This is a genomic window from Variovorax sp. Soil_C_39 (assembly GCF_057656815.1).
Map to the genome: position 1 here is coordinate 622,539 of NZ_JBDGJQ010000001.1, position 16,709 is coordinate 639,247.

Consider the following 16,709-nt stretch of genomic DNA (forward strand, 5'->3'; position numbering starts at 1 on the left):
GTCGGCGGCGAGGTCTCGGTGGCGGTCTGCGCGGCGCACGCACGACGTAGCCAATTGTATGAAGACATCATGCTCGCCCCTCGGCCGCCGGCATCGCCGGTGGTCAGCACCCTACTTCCAGGATCAATCAACTTCGCGCCCGCGGCCGCGAAATGCTTGACGTTGCGCGTCGCGATCGCAGCACCGTGCACCACGCCCGTTGCCGCGTTAAGAGGATCGTGGTAATTGCGAACATGCGCCCACGGCAGCTGTGCCGCGCGGCGCGCAATCATGCGGTCGACCGAAAGAATGCGCCCATCGAAGGCGGGCGGAACCATCTCCTCGAGCCAGCGATTCAAGATGGCTGCTTGCCGCTCGCCGCCGCGAAGGGCCAGCAGGCTGATCCCCGCTGGATTTCCAGAACGGTGACCACGCTGATGTACATCGAGCCGGTCGATTGAGCAGCCATCCAGGCGCGAACAAGCCGGACAGGTCTATCTCTCGGGCGCCCCGCGGTCGACGCCCTTCTCGCTTTCCTGAACCTCTTTGATGGTCTGCGCGGGTCGCTCGCCGCGCTCAATGTTGATGGCCAAGATCTCGCGCGCATGCGCCACCACGGCGCTGCGCTGCTGGACGGTGATTCCGTCCGCTTCGGCCTTGCGCTCGATGGCGGCCAACTTGGCGAAACTGCCTGCCAAGGCAGGATTCTTTTTTTGTGCGTCCTCCTGCGATTCCTCGCGGAATGACTTGGCCGCGTCCAAGTCCTCGGCCCTATAGGCCGCTTCCTTGATGAGCTTTTCCAGCCCATCGGACTTCCTGAACGGCGCTACGAACATTACATAGGCCCGAGTCTCGGCCGGATTGCTGGTCCTCAGTGCGCGATCTTGATCCAGGCCGGGAAAAGCACGCTGCATCACTTCCTTGTCGCGGGCGATGTAGAGCCGATCGCGGCTGGCCGCGTCGACGTCGGTGGTTCCCCAACTGAATTCGACGCCAGCTTCGCGGGCGATCTGCGCCGTGAAGGCGCGCAGCGTGCGGCTATTGCCCTCCTTGAACGGGTGCAGGTGGTCAAGGTCGCCGTACAGCTTGGCCATGTGGCTGGAAAACTGCTCTGCGTTCAGGCCCCGCAGCCTGTCAGGGCCGCCGAATTCGGCCAGCACTTTTTCGACACGGGCATCAACCTGGCTACGCGGCGCATAGTGGACGGGATAGCGGCTGCGCGAAGCCTCAAGCGAACGCCCCTTGACCCAACCACCCGGGGCATCCGGGCGGTACTCACCCGGTGCATGGTGTGGCAGGTCTTGGAAGATGCGGCGGTGGATCTCTTTCAGGTGTGCCGCGTCGAATTTGCCTTCTACTGGCGTGCGATCAAGTTCCGCTATTCGCCCAAAAGTGAGCGCGCCTTCGTTCCGCTCTACCCGCTGACGATCATCCATGCAGCACAGCGGCCTTGATGGCTTCGATGTGCTGGTCGCCAGTCAATTCACCGTCGATGAATCGGCGGTTGATCTCCTCGATCTCGGGCGACAGGATGAAGCCCTCGTAGCGCACGCTGCCGCGTGCGTTGTCGATACTCGCCTGACGACGTGCGCGCTCTTGTGCGCTGATCTGCGAATGCAGTTTCTGCGGCTTCGTCAGTGCATTCATGGTCTTATCCAGTTCAGACGTACGTTGGTCACCTGATCGCTCTTCCGTTGTATATCACAGGGGTGCGAGACGTGCCGCCTCCGGCGCTCTACTGCGCGCGCATCTTGCTGCTGGCTGCGCAGGGGCTGCAGAACGAAGAATCGCCGATCAGCTCGACATCAAGCCCGTGCAGGTTGCTCGCTGTCGTGAGCGCTACCTGGAGGCGGGGCTTCAAGGCATCGACCGCAATCTGCCGCACGGCGCATCGCCTGAACGCAACACCGTACTCGCGTCCGGCACGGCCGGCCCGCCTCGCAAATCGGCTACGCTGCGCGCTGCTTCAGGTGGAGAAACAATTGAAAAGAATCATTCCAGCATGGCTCCTGGCCACCGCCGCCCTGTGGGGCGGTCCCGCCATCGCCCTCCAGATCACCAGCCTCACGCCCCAGGGCGAGGTGTCGCGGGTGCGCCAGGTGGTCGCCAAGTTCGACCAGGCCGCTATCGATTTCGGCGACCCCAAGGCGCCGGCACCACTCGCGGTGAGCTGCACCGACGCGCAGGCCGGCAAGGGCACCGGCCGCTGGACCGATGCGAAGCAATGGGTCTACGACTTCGAGAACGACCTGCCGCCGGGCGTGCGCTGCACGGTGACGCGCATCGCGACCTTCAAGCCCGCCTCGGGCGGAGAGCTGACCGGCCCCGAACGCTATCAATTCAATAGCGGCGGGCCGTTCGTGCGCAACGTCATGCCGGGCACCTATGGCCGCATCGACGAACAGCAGATGTTCGTGCTCGAACTCAATGGCGCGGCCACCGTGGAGAGCGTGCGCCAGAACGTCTGGTGCGCGGCGGAAGACCTCGGCGAGCGCATTCCCGTGCGGCTGCTCGAGGGCGCACAGCGCACCGCCCTGCTCAAGGCCTTCGGCCGCGACAAGGCGGCCGAGAAGGAGCCGCTGCGTTTCGTGGCGCTGCAGTGCAACCGCACGCTCACGCCGGGCAGCAAGGTGCAGCTCGTGTACGGCAAGGGCGTGGCCACGCCGTCGGGTGTGGCCAACAACGTGGAGCGCCGGCTGGGCTTCCAGGTGCGCGAGCCGTTCGCGGTGTCGTTCAGCTGCGAGCGCGAGAACGCCCAGGCCGCCTGCCTGCCGCTGCGACCGATGCAGTTGCAGTTCAACGCGCCGGTCACGCGCAAGATGGCCGCGCAGATCCAGCTCAAGGGCGGCGCCAAGCCGGCGCCGGCCAAGCTCGGGGACGAGGGCGGTTCGCCGAGCGACGACGACGTGGTCAGCGCGGCGAGCTTCAGCGCGCCGTTCCCCGAGGACACCGCCTTCACGATCGAGCTGCCAGCCAAGTTCGAGGACGCCTCGGGCCGCGCACTCGCATCGCCCGGCAGCTTTCCGCTGAAGGTGTCGACCGGCGCAATGCCGCCGCTGGCCAAGTTCGCGGCCTCGCCGTTCGGCGTGGTCGAGCGGCTCGCCGAGCCCGACATGCCCGCGATGATGCCGGTGACGGTGCGGCGCGTGGAGCCCGCGCTCATGGTGCAGGCGCTCACGCCCGGCAAGGTGAGCGACATCAACCCGAAGACCGACGCCGAGATCATTGCGTGGTTCCGCAAGGTGCGCCGCTACGACGACTACACCGTGAGCCGCGAGCAGGCACGCAAGGACGTCAAGGGCACGCTGCCGCCGGTCATCGAGCGCAACGAGCGCAGCCACGTGCAGACGCGCATGCTCTCGCTGCTGGCCGGCCAGTCGGGCGTGAAGACGCTCGACATGCCCAAGGCCGAGAGCGGCGACCCGCGCCCCTTCGAGGTCATCGGCATCCCGCTGACCCCGGGCTTCCACGTGCTCGAGATCGCCTCGCAGAAGCTCGGCGATTCGCTGCTCGACGAGCGCTACGGCGCCGGCCGCACGATGTACGTGCGCACCACTGCGCTGGCCACCAACCTGGCCGTGCACTTCAAGCTCGGCCGCGAGAATTCGATGGCCTGGGTCACCACGCTCGACAAGGGCAAGGTGGTGCCGAATGCCGAAGTGCGCGTGTCCGACTGCCGCGGTGTCGCGGTCGCCTCGGGCACCACCGATATCAACGGCATCGTGAAGCTCGCGGGCGTGTCGCCCGACGCGCCCAGCTGCAACAGCCCCGGCGACTACAACAGCGACGCCTGGTTCGTCAGCGCCCGCGCCAAGGACGACAAGGGCGTCGAGGACCTCGCCTTCACCTGGAGCGACTGGCAGCGCGGCATCGAGCCCTGGCGCTTCAACGTGCCCACGAGCCTGCAGGCCGAACCCGACCGCGTGGCCCACACCATCTTTGACCGCACCCTGCTGCGCGCCGGCGAGACGGTGTCGATGAAGCACCTGCTGCGCACGCAAACCAGCAAGGGCTTCGGTCTGCCTGAGAAAGATGCAGACCAGCCCGCCACGCTGGTCGTCACCCACACCGGCAGCGGCCAACGCTTCACGCAGCCGCTGGCCTGGCGCAAGACGCCGACCGGCGGCCTGAGCGCCGAGAACATCTTCGCGATCCCGCCCGCCGCCAAGCTCGGCGTCTACCAGGTCGCGCTGCAGGCCGGCGACGGCAAAGGCGATGGCAACGGCGAGAGCGACGGCGATGGCCGCAGCTTCTCGACCGGCCAGTTCCGCGTCGAGGAGTTCCGCCTCCCGGTGCTCGAAGGCCGCATCGCACCGGTCGAAAAGAAACCGCTCGTGAACGCGACCTCGGTGCCGGCCGAAGTGCAGATCAACTACGTGGCCGGCGGCGCGGCCGCCAACCTGCCGGTGCGTGTCTCGGCCATGGTGCGCGGCAAGAGCCTCGGCTTTGCCGACCACGAGGCCTTCAGCTTCCAGCCGCCGCGCGTGCAGCCTGAGGGGTCGCAGGCGGCCACCGGTGCCGACACCAGCGCATCGGGCGAGGAAGACCCGAACGCCGCCAGCGACACGCGCGTGATCGCCGACAAGCTGCCGCTCACGCTCAACAAGGACGGCGCCGGCCAGGTCACGATCGACAAGGTGCCCAAGGTACGGGCCGCGCGCGAGCTGCTGCTCGAAGCCACCTACGCCGACCCGAACGGCGAGGTGCAGACCCTGCGCAGCACGCAGACGCTGTGGCCCGCCTCGGTGATTGCGGGCATCAAGACCGAGGGCTGGGTCTCGACCGGCCAGAAGCTCAAGTACCAGGCGCTCGCGCTCGACCTCTCGGGCAAGCCCCAGGCCGGCGTGACGCTCAATGTGCGCGCGGTGGCGCGCACCACCACCACCAGCCGCAAGCGCATGGTGGGCGGCTTCTACACCTACGACAACAAGACCGACATCAAGGAGATCGGCACCGTCTGCAGCGGCAAGAGCGACGCGCGCGGCCTGCTCCTGTGCGAATCGGAGCTCAAGGAAACCGGCGAGGTCGAGCTGATCGCCAGCGCCACCGACAGCGACGGCCGCGATGCGCGCGCCGCCAGCTCGGTCTACGTGACCAAGCAGGGCGAACTCTGGTTCGGCGGCGAGGACAACGACCGCATCGACGTGCTGCCCGAGAAGAAGAGCTACCAGCCCGGCGAGACCGCCAAGTTCCAGGTACGCAGCCCGTTCCGCTTTGCCACCGCGCTGGTGTCGGTGGAGCGCGAAGGCATCATCGAGACCCACGTGGTCAAGCTCGACGGCAAGGACCCGACCGTGAGCCTGCAGGTCAAGCCCGAATGGGGGCCGAACGCCTACGTCAGCGTGCTCGCGCTGCGCGGCCGGCTGCGCGAGGTGCCGTGGTACAGCTTCTTCACCTGGGGCTTCAAGGCCCCGCGCGAGTGGTGGACCGCCTTCTGGTACGAAGGCAAGGAATACGTCGCGCCGACCGCGATGGTCGACCTCAGCAAGCCGGCCTACCGCCTCGGCATGGCCGAGATCCGCGTCGGCGCGCGCGCACACCAGATCGAGGTGACGGTGGCCAGCGACAAGCCGGCCTACCCGGTGCGCGGCAAGGCGCAGGTCACCATCACCGCCAAGCTTCCCGACGGCAAGCCCGCGGCCGGTGCCGAAGTGGCGCTCGCCGCGGTCGACCAGGCGCTGCTCGAGCTGATGCCCAACGACAGCTGGAACCTGCTCGATGCCATGCTGCAGCGGCGCAGCTGGGGCGTCGCCACGTCGACCGCGCAGATGGAGATCGTCGGCCGGCGGCATTACGGCCGCAAGGCGGTGCCCGCGGGCGGCGGCGGCGGCAAGGGCCAGACGCGCGAACTGCTCGACACCCTGCTGCTGTGGAACCCGAAGCTGGTGCTCGATGCCAACGGCCAGGCCGTGGTGACGGTGCCGCTCAACGATGCGCTCACCACCTTCAGGATCGTCGCGGTTGCCGATGCGGGCACCGGGCTCTTCGGCACTGGCCAGGCCAGCATCCAGGCCACGCAAGACCTGCAGATCATCAGCGGCCTGCCGCCGCTGGTGCGCGAGGACGACGAGTTCCGCGCCCAGGTCACGCTGCGCAACACCACGCAAAAGCCGATGAAGGTCGAGGCCACGCCGCGCGCCACGTTGCTCACGCTGGCGCCGCAGACCGTCGACATCCCGGCCGGCGAAGCCCGCGAACTGGCATGGACCGTGACCGCGCCCGCACAGCTCGCCCAGACGCGAGCCGAGGCCATCCTGTGGGAGATCGAGGCCAGGGACACGCTCGGCGATGCGCGCGACGCGCTCAAGGTGCGCCAGCGCATCGTGCCCTCGGTGCCGCTCACGGTGCAGCAGGCCACGCTGGTGCAGCTCGACGGACCGTTCACCATCGACGTGGCACCGCCGGCCGACGCACTCGCGGGCCGCGGCGGGCTCAAGCTCGCACTGCAGCCGAAGCTCGCCGAGGGCCTGCCGGGCGTGCGCGACTGGTTCGCCAACTATGCCTTCACCTGCCTCGAGCAGAAGACCAGCAAGGCCGTCGGCCTGCGCGACGCGAAGATGTGGCAGGGCGTGCTGGCGCAGCTTCCGACCTATCTCGACAGCGACGGCCTCGCGAGCTACTTTCCGCCGCGCGACGGCGAATCGAACCGCGGCAGCGACATCCTCACGTCGTACCTGCTGGCGGCCACGCACGAGGCCGCGGCGCTGAACCCCGCCTTCGCGCTCGCCGACGAACAGCGTGCGCCGATGCAGGCGGGCCTCATCGCCTTCGTCGAAGGCCGCATCCAGCGCGAGTTCTGGAGCCCGCGCAAGGACCTCGACGTGCGCAAACTCGCCGCGCTCGAGGCGCTGTCGCGCTACGGTGCGGCCAAGCCCAGCATGCTCGGCAGCATCACCATCGCGCCGAACCAGTGGCCCACGAGCGCGGTGATCGACTGGCTCGACATCTTGAAGCGCATGCCCGATGCGCCGCAACGCCAGCAGCGTCTCGACGAGGCCAACAACGTGCTCAAGGCGCGGCTGTCCTACCAGGGCACCAAGCTGGTCTTCAGCACCGAGCGCGACGACTACTGGTGGTGGCTCATGACCAATGGCGACGTCAACACGGCGCGCCTGCTGCTCAGCGTGATGGACGACCCGGCGTGGCGCGACGACATCGGCAAGCTCGCCAACGGCTTCATCGGCCGCCAGCAGAACGGCGCCTGGCACACCACCACCGCCAACCTTTGGGGCGGGCTCGCGCTCGAGAAGTTCTCGAAGCTGTTCGAGAGCACGCCGGTGGCCGGCATCACGGCTGCCACGCTCGGCAACGCGAAGGCCCAGGTCGACTGGGGCAAGGTCGAGCGCGTGAAGGCCACCGACGCGGCCGGCGCGCCGAACCAGACCACCTTCTTCGGCGCGCCCGCCTCGCCGGGCAACCTGAAGAACAACACGATGTTCCTGCCGTGGGCGGCCTCGCCATCGGGCGCGCCGGTGCGCGACACCCTGCTGGTGCTGCAGCAGGGCAGCGGCAAGCCGTGGCTCACGATGCAGTCGATCGCGGCGGTGCAGCTGAAGGCGCCGTTCGCAGCCGGCTACGCGCTCAAGAAGACGATCACGCCGGTCGAGCAGGCCGTGGCGGGCAAGTACACGCGCGGCGACGTGCTGCGCGTGACGCTCGAGGTGAACGCCAGCGCCGACATGACCTGGGTCGTGGTGAGCGACCCGATCCCGGGCGGCGCCACCATCCTGGGCTCGGGCCTGGGCCGCGACTCGCAGATCGCCACGCAGGGCGAGCGCAAGTCGGGCGCCGGCTGGCCGGCCTTCGAGGAGCGCAGCTTCGAGGCCTTCCGCAGCTACTACGAGTACCTGCCCAAGGGCGTGGTCAAGGTCGAGTACACCGTGCGCCTCAACAACGTCGGCGACTTCGCGCTGCCGCCGAGCCGCGTCGAGGCGATGTACGCGCCCGAGATGTTCGGCGAGACGCCGAATGCGCGGGTGAAGGTGGAGGCGGTGAAGTAGCAGGTACCTAGAAGTGGCCGGCGGCGAAGACGGCCGCCGCCTTCGCGCGCTCCACCAGGGCTCGGCTGCGTTCCTGCACCATCTCGCAGATCGGCAGCAGGAAATCCCTTTCCTCGTCGGTGTAGCCCTGCGCGTCGAGCACCGATCCCGCATTCGACATCGCACGGGCAAGCCGCGCGGCCTCGCGCTGCAGGAGCGTCCTGCCGATGCCGCACTGATGCGCGAAGTACGCCAGATTGAAAGGCGTGAGTTCGTCCCAGCCGAACGCATCGCCCACGGCCATGGCATAGCTGTGGTCCAGGTGGGGATACCGTTCGACGCTGACGAGGTCGTACCAGGGCGACGGCTCGAGCAATTCGCCGTGCACGAAGAAGGAGAAGTTCTTTCCGTGGGCGTCGGCGTTGCCGATGACCCATTGGAAGAGCACCCAGCGCAGCATCTCCAGCTTCGCCCTCGCCGGCCGCCGCAGGAACTTCTCGATGCCGAAGAGCCTGCGCAGGCTCATGCCGTCGCGGTAGCTGGCCAGTTCGCCGGCATGGCCGAGATGGCGTTCGTACTTCGCATCCACCGACATGTCGCAGGCCTGGCACGCGTCGATCACGTGCAGCTTGCGAACTTCGTCGCGGCTTCCTTCTGCCGTGCGTCGGCGGTCGAAGCGTTCGACGACCAGGACCGGGGTGGGCAATCGCATGACCGAGACGTGCGCCACCGCATCCGTGTAGCTGGCCGCCAGGCGCATGCAGTAGTGCTCGTTGACCACCAGGTGGGGCGTGCGATCGGTGCGGGGCTGCGGCTTCAGGATGTAGGTCGATGCAAGCGGCGGTTCGGGCAGCCACATCGCCGCATCCGGGTCCAGTCCCGGATCGTGGGCCGCGAAGACGACGAGCTTGTCCTGGTAGCCGGCGATGGACATGCGCAGCCTGCCGTCCCAGACCGCGAGATCACCTGGCTCCGCCTGGACGATCCGTTCGTGGAGCTCCGCGCGCGGCAGCGCCCGGGCTTGCACGCGCGCGGGCGGCGCTTGATCGGGGGCATGAAACTCCAGCGCGCCCGTGGTCTCGCCGCCCATGCTGCGCAACAGCGCGAAAGCATTCCCCGGGGTGATGTGCAGCTGTTCGATGGCCGCGCGCAGCGGCGCCCCCTCGGGAAACAGGTTGACGATGAAGCGCCGGATGGCGTTCGAGTCGTAGCCGCCTTCGGGCGCTTGCCACGGCAGGGCCGGCGAAAGCTGGAAAAGCTTCTTCCGTCGCCAGGTCTCGTCGTAAGAGAAGCTCCATCGGTCTTCACGAGGCGTGAAGGTGAGTTCGCCCACCCGCTCTTCATTGCCATGGCTGACCAGCAGCCGAAGCACGGCGCCCTCAGCCGCGTTCATCGCGCAGCGCTTCGGGGTCTGGCACCATGCCGGCCAGCGCCTCCTTGGGGCCCACGAGCATGGCCAGGCCCAGGCCATCGAGCACGACGAGCAGCTTGTCGAGCCGAACGGCGCCAACGCCGTTCTCCAGCCGCGACAGCGTGTCCACCGAGACGCCAACGAGGCCTGCAGCATCGTCGATGCGCAACCGCTGCCCCTTGCGCACGGCCTTCACGTACGGGCCAAGCGCTCCAGCTGCATCGACAAGCACCGCTTCTTCACGCGTTCCGGTCATTTGGTCTTCCAGTCATGCGGCGTGCGACGGATCAGCACACCTGGTTTCTGAAAAACCGAAATTCTATGTTCCTGGCGACCTGAACGGTGAGAATTTCTGAAAATCCGAAACAATGGCGTTCATTGCAATAAACGAGAAAATATTTCCGAAATTCCGAAACAACCCTCTCGGGACGCGATCGACGGCACTCAGCGGTAGAACGCCTCGACACGGCCCTTGAGCTTGATCAGCAGCGGCTTGCCCTTGCGGTCCACCGTCTTGCCCGCGGGCACCTTGATCCAGCCTTCGCTGATGCAGTATTCCTCCACGTCGCCACGCTCCTTGTCGTTGAAGCGGATGCCGATGTCGTGCTCGAACACGGCCGGCACATGGTGCGGGCTGCGCGGATCGGTGGAGAGGTGGTCGGGAAGGGGCGGCAGGGCGGCGGTATCGGTCATCGGTGAATGCGTCTTTCAAGTCGAGGGCCGCGGCAAACGAGTGCGCGGCGACGGACGCGCATGATAGGCCCTCGCCCACCGCGTCTAGCGCCGCCTGGCCTTCTTGCCTGCCTTGGGCGGCGGCTTGGGGCCGAACCCCAGCGAAGCGCGCGCCAGCGCATCGGCTTCGTGGTTGCGGTGTCTCGGCACCCACTGCAGGCTCGCTTCCTCGAACGAGGCGAGCAGTGCACGGGCCGCTTCGTAGAGCGCCGCCAGGCGCACGATCGGGCGCGCTGCGGCGCCGCCGAGTTGCTCCACGAGGATGCTGTTGTCGGTATAGGCCCGCACGGCGGTCGCGCCCAGCGCCTTCAGTTCGCCCAGCGCGAGCGTGAGCGCGCGCAGTTCGGCCTCGTTGTTGCAGCCGACCGCATGGCTCGCCTGCGACAGCGCATGGCGGGTGCCGTCGGGCGCGGTGATGACGGCGCCGGCGCCCATGCGGCCCGGGTTCGGCATGGCGCTGCCGTCGCAGTAGACGGTCCAGGCGGGCGTCGTCAACGCTGCGTGCTCTTCAGCAGTTGCCGCGCTGGATGCCTGCGAGGTTTGCGCAGGGCCGCTTGCCCGGCGGCGGGCCCGGATCCACCGGCCGTGGCGGCCTCGGAGGACGCACGATCGGGCGCCCGCCGTCGTAGTACGGATCGGGCCCCCAGCCGTAGAGCGGCGGCTCGGGCGGCGGCGGCGGGGTGCGCTCGTCGGCGTAGCGCGGAATGATCGCCGGCCCCTGCGGTGCGGCAGCGGCCGGCGGGCTTGCCGGAGGTGCCGGCGGTGCTTGTGGTGGCGCTGGCGGCGTGGCCGCCGGCCGGCGTGCTTCGCCGGCCGAACCGGGCGCAGGCACGACCGAGAGCGGCTCGCTGATCGGCACCTGACGCGACAGCTGGCTGCCGGGCGGGCACGGGCCATCGGTGTAGATGATGCGTCCGCCCGCATCGGTGCAGCGCACCACGTCGGCCGCCTGCGCCTGCGGGCCGAAAGCGGCCACCGCGGCGACGGCCGCCATGAAGAGGAACAAGCGCCGCGTGCGCATCATGCAACGCGCAGGCCGGCGGGCCCCTGCGCCATGTGTCCGATGACCGCGGCCTGCGCGAAGCCTTCGTCGCGGAACACGCCGAGCACCGCGTCGACGGCCTCTGGCGCGCAGCTCACGAGCAGCCCGCCCGAGGTCTGCGGATCGGTCAGCAGCGCCTGCGCGGTGGCGGGCAGGCCGGGCGCCAGTTCGACCCCGGCGCCATAGCCGTCCCAGTTGCGGCCCGAGGCGCCGGTCACGAAGCCTTCGGCCACCATCGCGGCCACGCCGTCGAGCAGCGGCACCTGCGCCCAGTCGATGACGGCGGTGAGCCCCGCGCCGCGCGCCAGTTCGAGCGTGTGGCCGGCCAGGCCGAAGCCGGTGACATCGGTCATTGCGTGCACGCCCGGCATCGGTGCCAGCGCCATGCCCGGCGTGTTGAGCCGGGTGGCGTTGTCGATGAGCTGGCGGTAGCCCGCGAGCGGCAGCTGCTCCTTCTTGAGCGCCGCCGACAGCACGCCCACACCGAGCGGCTTGCCGAGCACCAGCACGTCGCCCGCCCGGGCCGCGGCATTGCGCTTGACGTGTGCCGGATCGACCAGCCCCATCGCGACGAGGCCGTAGATCGGCTCGACCGAATCGATGGTGTGGCCGCCCGCGATCGGGATGCCCGCCGCGCGGCACACGTCCTGGCCGCCGCGCACGATCTCGCCGATCACCGCCAGCGGCAATTGGTCGACCGGCATGGCCACCAGCGCCAGCGCCATGATCGGCCGGCCGCCCATGGCGTAGACGTCGCTGATCGCGTTGGTCGCGGCGATGCGGCCGAACTCGTAGGGATCGTCGACGATGGGCATGAAGAAGTCGGTGGTCGCAATCAGCGCCTGGCGATCGTTGAGCCGGTAGACGGCCGCGTCGTCGGCGGTCTCGATGCCCACCATCAGCTCCTGCGGGATCAGCCCGGCGCCGCTGTTCTTCAGGATCTCGGAGAGCACGCCCGGCGCGATCTTGCAGCCGCAGCCGCCGCCGTGCGAGAAGCTCGTGAGCCGCAGCGGCGCAAGCGGATTGAGAGGGGACGTCGTCGGTGTGTCGGTCATGCCGCATTATCGAAGCGGCGCGCCCCGGGCGCCGCCTGCGGGTTTCTACAATCGAGGGCTCCGCGTTCTCCAGGCGCCCTGTTGCGTCCATTTCCCCCATGAAGCCCTTTCTTCGCATTGCCCTTGCGCTTTCGCTCACCGTCGCCGCCCTCGGTGCCTCGGCCCAGGGCAAGGTGCTGCGCGTGTCCGCCATTCCAGACGAAGCGCCGACCGAACTGCAGCGCAAGTTCACGCCGCTCGGCGACTACCTGAAGAAGGAAACCGGGCTCCAGGTGCAGTTCACGCCCGTGACGGACTATGCCGCCGTGGTCGAGGGCCTCGCGACGAACAAGATCGACCTCGCCTGGCTCGGCGGCTTCACCTTCGTGCAGGCGCGCATCCGCACGCAGGGCGGCGCGGTTCCGATCGTGCAGCGCGCCGAGGACGAGGTGTTCACGAGCAAGTTCATCGTGCCGATCGACAGCACCGCCAAGACGCTGGCCGACCTGAAAGGCAAGACCTTCGCGTTCGGTGCGCCCTCCTCCACCTCGGGCAGCCTGATGCCGCGCTACTTCCTGATGCAGGCCGGCATCAACCCCGAGAAAGACTTCAAGACCGTCGCCTTCTCGGGCGCGCACGACGCCACCGTCGCCTTCGTGGCCGCCGCGCGCGCCGAGGCCGGCGTGCTGAACGCCTCGGTCTGGGACAAGCTGGTCGAGACGAAGAACCCGAACGCCGCCAAGGTGCGCGTGCTCGCCACCACCCCCACCTACTACGACTACAACTGGACCGTGCGCCCCGGGCTCGATCCCGCCCTCACCCAGAAGATCACCGACGCCTTCCTCAAGCTCGACCCCTCGAACCCGTCGCACAAGGAGATCATGGCGCTGCAGCGCGCAAGCAAGTTCGTGCCCACCAAGTCGTCGAACTACGACGGCATCGAGGCAGCGGGCAAGTCGGCGGGCCTGATCAAGTAAGCGGCAGCAGCCAACGCACGGAAGGCCGCTTCGCGTGAGCTTCTCGATAGACGCCGTCGGCATGGTGCATCCGAATGGCCAGCGCGCGCTGGCCGGGGTGTCGCTCGCCGCACGCGCCGGCGAGCGCATGGCCGTGATCGGCCCGTCGGGCGCCGGCAAGACCACGCTGCTGCGCGTGCTCGGCGCCGCGCTGCGCCCGACCGAAGGCAGCGTGCGGCTGCTCGACGCATCGCCCTGGCAGCTCGACGCCGCCGCGCTGCGCAAACTGCGCGCGCGCATCGGCACCGTGCACCAGGCGCCGCCGATCGCGCCGCGGTTGCGCGTGGTCACGGCCGTGCTGTCGGGCCGGCTCGGCCAGTGGTCGACCGCGCGGGCGATCGCTTCGCTGCTGCGCCCTTCGGACATCGCGGGCGCGCATGCGGTGCTGTCGCGCCTCGCGCTCGAAGACCGGCTGTTCGAACGCTGCGATCGCCTCTCGGGCGGCCAGCTGCAGCGCGTGGGCGTGGCCCGCGTGCTCTACCAGCGGCCCGCGCTGTTGCTGGCCGACGAGCCGGTCTCCGCGCTCGACCCGACGCTGGCCGAGGCCACCGTGCATGAACTGGTCGCACAGGCCGAGGCCACCGGCGCCACGCTGGTCGCGTCGCTGCATGCGGTGGACCTGGCGCTGCGCCGGTTTCCGCGCATCGTCGGCATGCGCGATGGCCGCGTGATGTTCGATCTGCCCGCGGGCGACGTCGACGCCGCCATGCTCGACGCGCTCTATGCGAGCGAAGGCGGGCTGCAGGCCGCGCGCGCCGCCGCGCAGGCGCCGCAGGCCGTGAATGCGCTGCGCGAGCCGGCCTTCGTGCCGCCGGACTGTCCGTGAGCGCAGCGTTTTTACCCACGCGCGATCCGCAGGCGCGCGCGCGCCTGGGCTGGACGCTGCTCGCGCTCGCCATCGCCTGGCCCATGCTGCAACTGGCCGAGTTCAATCCCTCCGCGCTGTTCGCGCCGGGCAACCTCTCGGTGGTCGGTGGCTTTCTCGCGGGCTTCCTGCCGCCCGAAACCGCGCCCTCTTTCCTGGTGCTGCTGGGCCGCGCCACGCTCGAGACCCTGGCCATGGCCACGGCCGGCACCGCATTGGCGTTCGTCATCGCCGTGCCGCTGGCCTTTGCGACCACGCGCGCGCTGTCGGTTTCGCGCATCGGCCCCGGGCCCGGCCGCAAGCTGGGCGCGGTGCTGCGGCAATCGGGCCGGCTGGTGCTGATGGTGCTGCGCGCCATTCCCGAGATCGTCTGGGCCCTGCTCTTCGTGCGCGCGCTCGGCCTCGGCCCGGGTGCGGGCGTGCTCGCGCTCGCCATCACCTACGGCGGCATGCTCGGCAAGGTCTACGCAGAGATCCTCGAATCGACCGACACGCGCCCCGCGCGCGCGCTGCTCGAAGGCGGCAGCGGGCGCATCGCGGCGCTGTGCTACGGCCTGTTGCCCAACACCGCGCAGGAGCTGGCGTCGTACACCGTGTACCGCTGGGAATGCGCGGTGCGCGCCTCGGTGGTGATGGGTTTCGTCGGTGCCGGCGGGCTCGGCCAGTTGATGGACCAGTCGATGAAGATGCTCAACGGCGGCGAAGCCAGCAGCATCCTGCTGGTGTTCCTGCTTCTCGTGCTGCTGGCCGATGCGCTGAGCCATGCGCTGCGGAGGCTGCTGGCATGAAGGCACCGGTGTGCGTGCGCTGCCGCGTGGCCGCGCTCTCGATCCTCGTGGCGGTGGTGGCGAGCTTCGTCTACCTCGGCGTCGACTACAGCGCGCTCGCGAGCGGCGAATCGCTGCGCTTCATGGGCCGCTTCGTGCGCGAGTTCTTTCCGCCCGACCTGTCGCGCGGCTTTCTCGCCAAGGTCGGCTGGGGCGCGCTGCAGACACTGGCCGTCTCGGCGCTCGGCACGGTGCTCGCGGCCGCGGCCGGTGCGGTGCTCGCGCTGGCGGCCGCGGGCCGTGCGGGCGCGGTGCTGCGCCACGCAACGCGCTTCGTGCTCAACCTGCTGCGCAGCGTGCCCGAACTCGTGTGGGCCGCGCTCATGGTGCTGGCCGCGGGCATCGGGCCGTTCGCGGGCGCGCTCGCGCTGGCGCTGCACACCGCGGGCGTGCTCGGCCGCCTGTTCGCCGAAAGCCTCGAGAACGCGCCGCGCGAACCCGAACAGGCGCTCGCCCTCGGCGGCGCCGGCGCCGTGGCCGCCTTCGGCTACGGCAGCCTGCCGCTGGTGGTGCCGCAGTGGGTGGCCTATGCGCTGTATCGTTGGGAAATGAACATCCGGATGGCGGCCGTGCTCGGCTTCGTCGGCGGCGGCGGGCTCGGCCAGCTGCTCTATTTCCACCTGTCGATCTTTCAGCAGCAGCAAGCCATGACGGTACTGATCGCCATGTTCGCGCTGGTGGCGCTGGTCGATCTCGCGAGCGGCCGGTTGCGCGCTACCCTGGGACATGCCCATGCCTGACCATCCCAACCCCCGCCACCAGCCGACGCGCGTGGCCGACCTGCCGCGCTTCGACACCATCATCGACGCGCGCTCGCCCTCGGAGTTCGCGCTCGACCACATTCCCGGCGCCATCAATTGCCCGGTGCTCGACGACGAGGAGCGCCGCATCGTCGGCACCATCTACAAGCAGACCGGCGCCTTCGAGGCGCGGCGCGTGGGCGGCGCGATGGTGGCGGCCAACCTTGCGCGGCACCTGCGCGAACGCTTCGGCGAGCAGCCCCCCAGCTGGCGCCCGCTGGTGTATTGCTGGCGCGGCGGGCTGCGCAGCGGCTCGATGGTCACCTGGCTGCGCCTGGTCGGCTGGGACGCGCAGCAGCTCGCGGGCGGCTACAAGAGCTACCGCCACCACGTGCTCGCGCAGATCGAGGCCGCCGTGCCCCAACTGCAGCTGCAGGTGATCTGCGGCGCCACCGGAAGCGCCAAGACGCGCGTTCTGCAGGCGCTGGCCGCGCGCGGTGCGCAGGTGCTCGACCTGGAGCACCATGCGAGCCACAAGGGCTCGCTGCTCGGCGCGCTGCCCGGCGTGCCGCAACCTTCGCAGAAGCAGTTCGAGACCCGCATCGCCACCTGCTTCGAGACGCTCGACCTCGCGCGCACGGTGTACGTGGAAGGCGAGAGCGCGCGCATCGGCAGGCTGTCGGTGCCCATCCCGCTGGTCGCCCAGATGCGCGCGGCCGCCTGCATCGAGGTGCAGGCCGATGCCGCGGCGCGCCTCGATTACCTGCTGCGCGACTACGCCTACCTCGGCGACGACCGCGAGGCGCTCGCCGCCCAATTGGGCAAGCTCAAGGAGATGCAGGGCAAGGCCGTGGTCGAGCGCTGGCAGCAATGGGCGTTCGAAGGCGCGCTCGCGCCGCTGTTTGCCGAACTGATGGCGCTTCACTACGATCCGCACTACGAGCGCTCGCAGGCGCGGCACTTCGCGCAATGGCCGCAGCGCCGGCAGGTCGCGGCGCCCGATCTCACGGAGGCGGGCATCGAGGCGGTGGCCGACGCGATCCTTCGCCTCGGCTAGCGCCGCCGCCCCTTCAGGACTGGAGCG

15 protein-coding genes are annotated in these 16,709 nt (G+C 69.2%); 7 read left to right on the plus strand and 8 right to left on the minus strand.

Translation table 11 applies throughout. The features are described from left to right. Positions 1 to 152 precede the first annotated feature (152 nt). A complete protein-coding gene (locus AC3A6J_RS02940) occupies positions 153 to 440 on the plus strand; it encodes a hypothetical protein (protein ID WP_487858397.1) in 288 nt (95 codons plus the stop codon). Positions 441 to 473: 33 nt separating this feature from the next. Here the strand turns inward: AC3A6J_RS02940 and AC3A6J_RS02945 are convergent, their stop codons facing one another. Both AC3A6J_RS02945 and AC3A6J_RS02950 read right to left on the minus strand, forming a co-directional pair. Further along, positions 474 to 1,415, minus strand: a complete 942-nt coding sequence (locus AC3A6J_RS02945) for a Fic family protein (protein ID WP_487858398.1) — start codon at positions 1,413 to 1,415, stop codon at positions 474 to 476. After that, on the minus strand, positions 1,408 to 1,626 hold the full coding sequence (locus AC3A6J_RS02950; RefSeq protein ID WP_487858399.1) for an antitoxin VbhA family protein: 219 nt from the start codon (positions 1,624 to 1,626) through the stop codon (positions 1,408 to 1,410). The genes AC3A6J_RS02945 and AC3A6J_RS02950 overlap by 8 nt, the downstream gene beginning before the upstream one ends. A gap of 335 nt (positions 1,627 to 1,961) precedes the next feature. Between AC3A6J_RS02950 and AC3A6J_RS02955 the strand changes: the two genes are divergently transcribed. Further along, positions 1,962 to 7,979: an alpha-2-macroglobulin family protein gene (locus tag AC3A6J_RS02955; protein WP_487858400.1), complete on the plus strand. Its 6,018-nt coding sequence runs from the start codon at positions 1,962 to 1,964 to the stop codon at positions 7,977 to 7,979. A gap of 7 nt (positions 7,980 to 7,986) precedes the next feature. On the opposite strand, the gene AC3A6J_RS02960 is transcribed toward AC3A6J_RS02955, so the two are convergent. From AC3A6J_RS02960 to selD, 6 genes are all read right to left on the minus strand, one after another. Continuing rightward, positions 7,987 to 9,351, minus strand: a complete 1,365-nt coding sequence (locus AC3A6J_RS02960) for a HipA domain-containing protein (RefSeq protein ID WP_487858401.1) — start codon at positions 9,349 to 9,351, stop codon at positions 7,987 to 7,989. After that, on the minus strand, positions 9,338 to 9,625 hold the full coding sequence (locus AC3A6J_RS02965; RefSeq protein ID WP_487858402.1) for a helix-turn-helix domain-containing protein: 288 nt from the start codon (positions 9,623 to 9,625) through the stop codon (positions 9,338 to 9,340). Before AC3A6J_RS02965 ends, AC3A6J_RS02960 begins: the two co-directional genes overlap by 14 nt. Positions 9,626 to 9,813: 188 nt before the next feature. Then, positions 9,814 to 10,062 (minus strand): DUF3297 family protein, encoded by a 249-nt coding sequence (locus AC3A6J_RS02970; RefSeq protein WP_487858403.1) that lies wholly within the window; start codon positions 10,060 to 10,062, stop codon positions 9,814 to 9,816. A gap of 84 nt (positions 10,063 to 10,146) precedes the next feature. Further along, a complete protein-coding gene (locus AC3A6J_RS02975; protein WP_487858404.1) occupies positions 10,147 to 10,596 on the minus strand; it encodes a ribonuclease HI family protein in 450 nt (149 codons plus the stop codon). Between the two features lie 13 nt (positions 10,597 to 10,609). Next, entirely contained in the window at positions 10,610 to 11,125 is a 516-nt protein-coding gene (locus tag AC3A6J_RS02980; RefSeq protein WP_487858405.1) for a DUF4124 domain-containing protein, read from the minus strand. Then, positions 11,122 to 12,198: a selenide, water dikinase SelD gene (gene selD / locus AC3A6J_RS02985; RefSeq protein WP_487858406.1), complete on the minus strand. Its 1,077-nt coding sequence runs from the start codon at positions 12,196 to 12,198 to the stop codon at positions 11,122 to 11,124. Before selD ends, AC3A6J_RS02980 begins: the two co-directional genes overlap by 4 nt. Positions 12,199 to 12,296: 98 nt before the next feature. Here selD and AC3A6J_RS02990 point away from each other — a divergent pair, with 98 nt between their 5' ends. The 5 genes from AC3A6J_RS02990 to mnmH are packed head-to-tail and all read left to right on the plus strand — an operon-like array spanning position 12,297 to position 16,682. Continuing rightward, positions 12,297 to 13,154 (plus strand): putative selenate ABC transporter substrate-binding protein, encoded by an 858-nt coding sequence (locus tag AC3A6J_RS02990; protein ID WP_487858407.1) that lies wholly within the window; start codon positions 12,297 to 12,299, stop codon positions 13,152 to 13,154. Between the two features lie 34 nt (positions 13,155 to 13,188). After that, positions 13,189 to 14,019, plus strand: a complete 831-nt coding sequence (locus AC3A6J_RS02995; protein ID WP_487858408.1) for a phosphonate ABC transporter ATP-binding protein — start codon at positions 13,189 to 13,191, stop codon at positions 14,017 to 14,019. Then, the gene (locus AC3A6J_RS03000; protein WP_487858409.1) at positions 14,016 to 14,846 is read left to right on the plus strand and encodes a PhnE/PtxC family ABC transporter permease; all 831 of its coding nucleotides are present in this window, start codon (positions 14,016 to 14,018) and stop codon (positions 14,844 to 14,846) included. The genes AC3A6J_RS02995 and AC3A6J_RS03000 overlap by 4 nt, the downstream gene beginning before the upstream one ends. Continuing rightward, positions 14,843 to 15,625, plus strand: a complete 783-nt coding sequence (phnE, locus tag AC3A6J_RS03005; RefSeq protein ID WP_487858410.1) for a phosphonate ABC transporter, permease protein PhnE — start codon at positions 14,843 to 14,845, stop codon at positions 15,623 to 15,625. The genes AC3A6J_RS03000 and phnE overlap by 4 nt, the downstream gene beginning before the upstream one ends. Then, complete coding sequence (gene mnmH / locus AC3A6J_RS03010) at positions 15,618 to 16,682, plus strand: tRNA 2-selenouridine(34) synthase MnmH (protein WP_487858411.1); 1,065 nt, start codon at positions 15,618 to 15,620, stop codon at positions 16,680 to 16,682. Before phnE ends, mnmH begins: the two co-directional genes overlap by 8 nt. Positions 16,683 to 16,709 lie beyond the last annotated feature (27 nt).

Coding starts and splice junctions, on each gene's coding strand:
- AC3A6J_RS02980 (WP_487858405.1), bottom strand. CDS start 11,125: ATGATGCGCACGCGGCGCTTGTTCCTCTTCATGGCGGCCGTCGCCGCG.
- AC3A6J_RS02990 (WP_487858407.1), top strand. CDS start 12,297: ATGAAGCCCTTTCTTCGCATTGCCCTTGCGCTTTCGCTCACCGTCGCC.
- AC3A6J_RS02965 (WP_487858402.1), bottom strand. CDS start 9,625: ATGACCGGAACGCGTGAAGAAGCGGTGCTTGTCGATGCAGCTGGAGCG.
- AC3A6J_RS02960 (WP_487858401.1), bottom strand. CDS start 9,351: ATGAACGCGGCTGAGGGCGCCGTGCTTCGGCTGCTGGTCAGCCATGGC.
- AC3A6J_RS02940 (WP_487858397.1), top strand. CDS start 153: ATGCTTGACGTTGCGCGTCGCGATCGCAGCACCGTGCACCACGCCCGT.
- AC3A6J_RS02970 (WP_487858403.1), bottom strand. CDS start 10,062: ATGACCGATACCGCCGCCCTGCCGCCCCTTCCCGACCACCTCTCCACC.
- mnmH (WP_487858411.1), top strand. CDS start 15,618: ATGCCTGACCATCCCAACCCCCGCCACCAGCCGACGCGCGTGGCCGAC.
- AC3A6J_RS02945 (WP_487858398.1), bottom strand. CDS start 1,415: ATGGATGATCGTCAGCGGGTAGAGCGGAACGAAGGCGCGCTCACTTTT.
- phnE (WP_487858410.1), top strand. CDS start 14,843: ATGAAGGCACCGGTGTGCGTGCGCTGCCGCGTGGCCGCGCTCTCGATC.
- AC3A6J_RS02950 (WP_487858399.1), bottom strand. CDS start 1,626: ATGAATGCACTGACGAAGCCGCAGAAACTGCATTCGCAGATCAGCGCA.
- selD (WP_487858406.1), bottom strand. CDS start 12,198: ATGACCGACACACCGACGACGTCCCCTCTCAATCCGCTTGCGCCGCTG.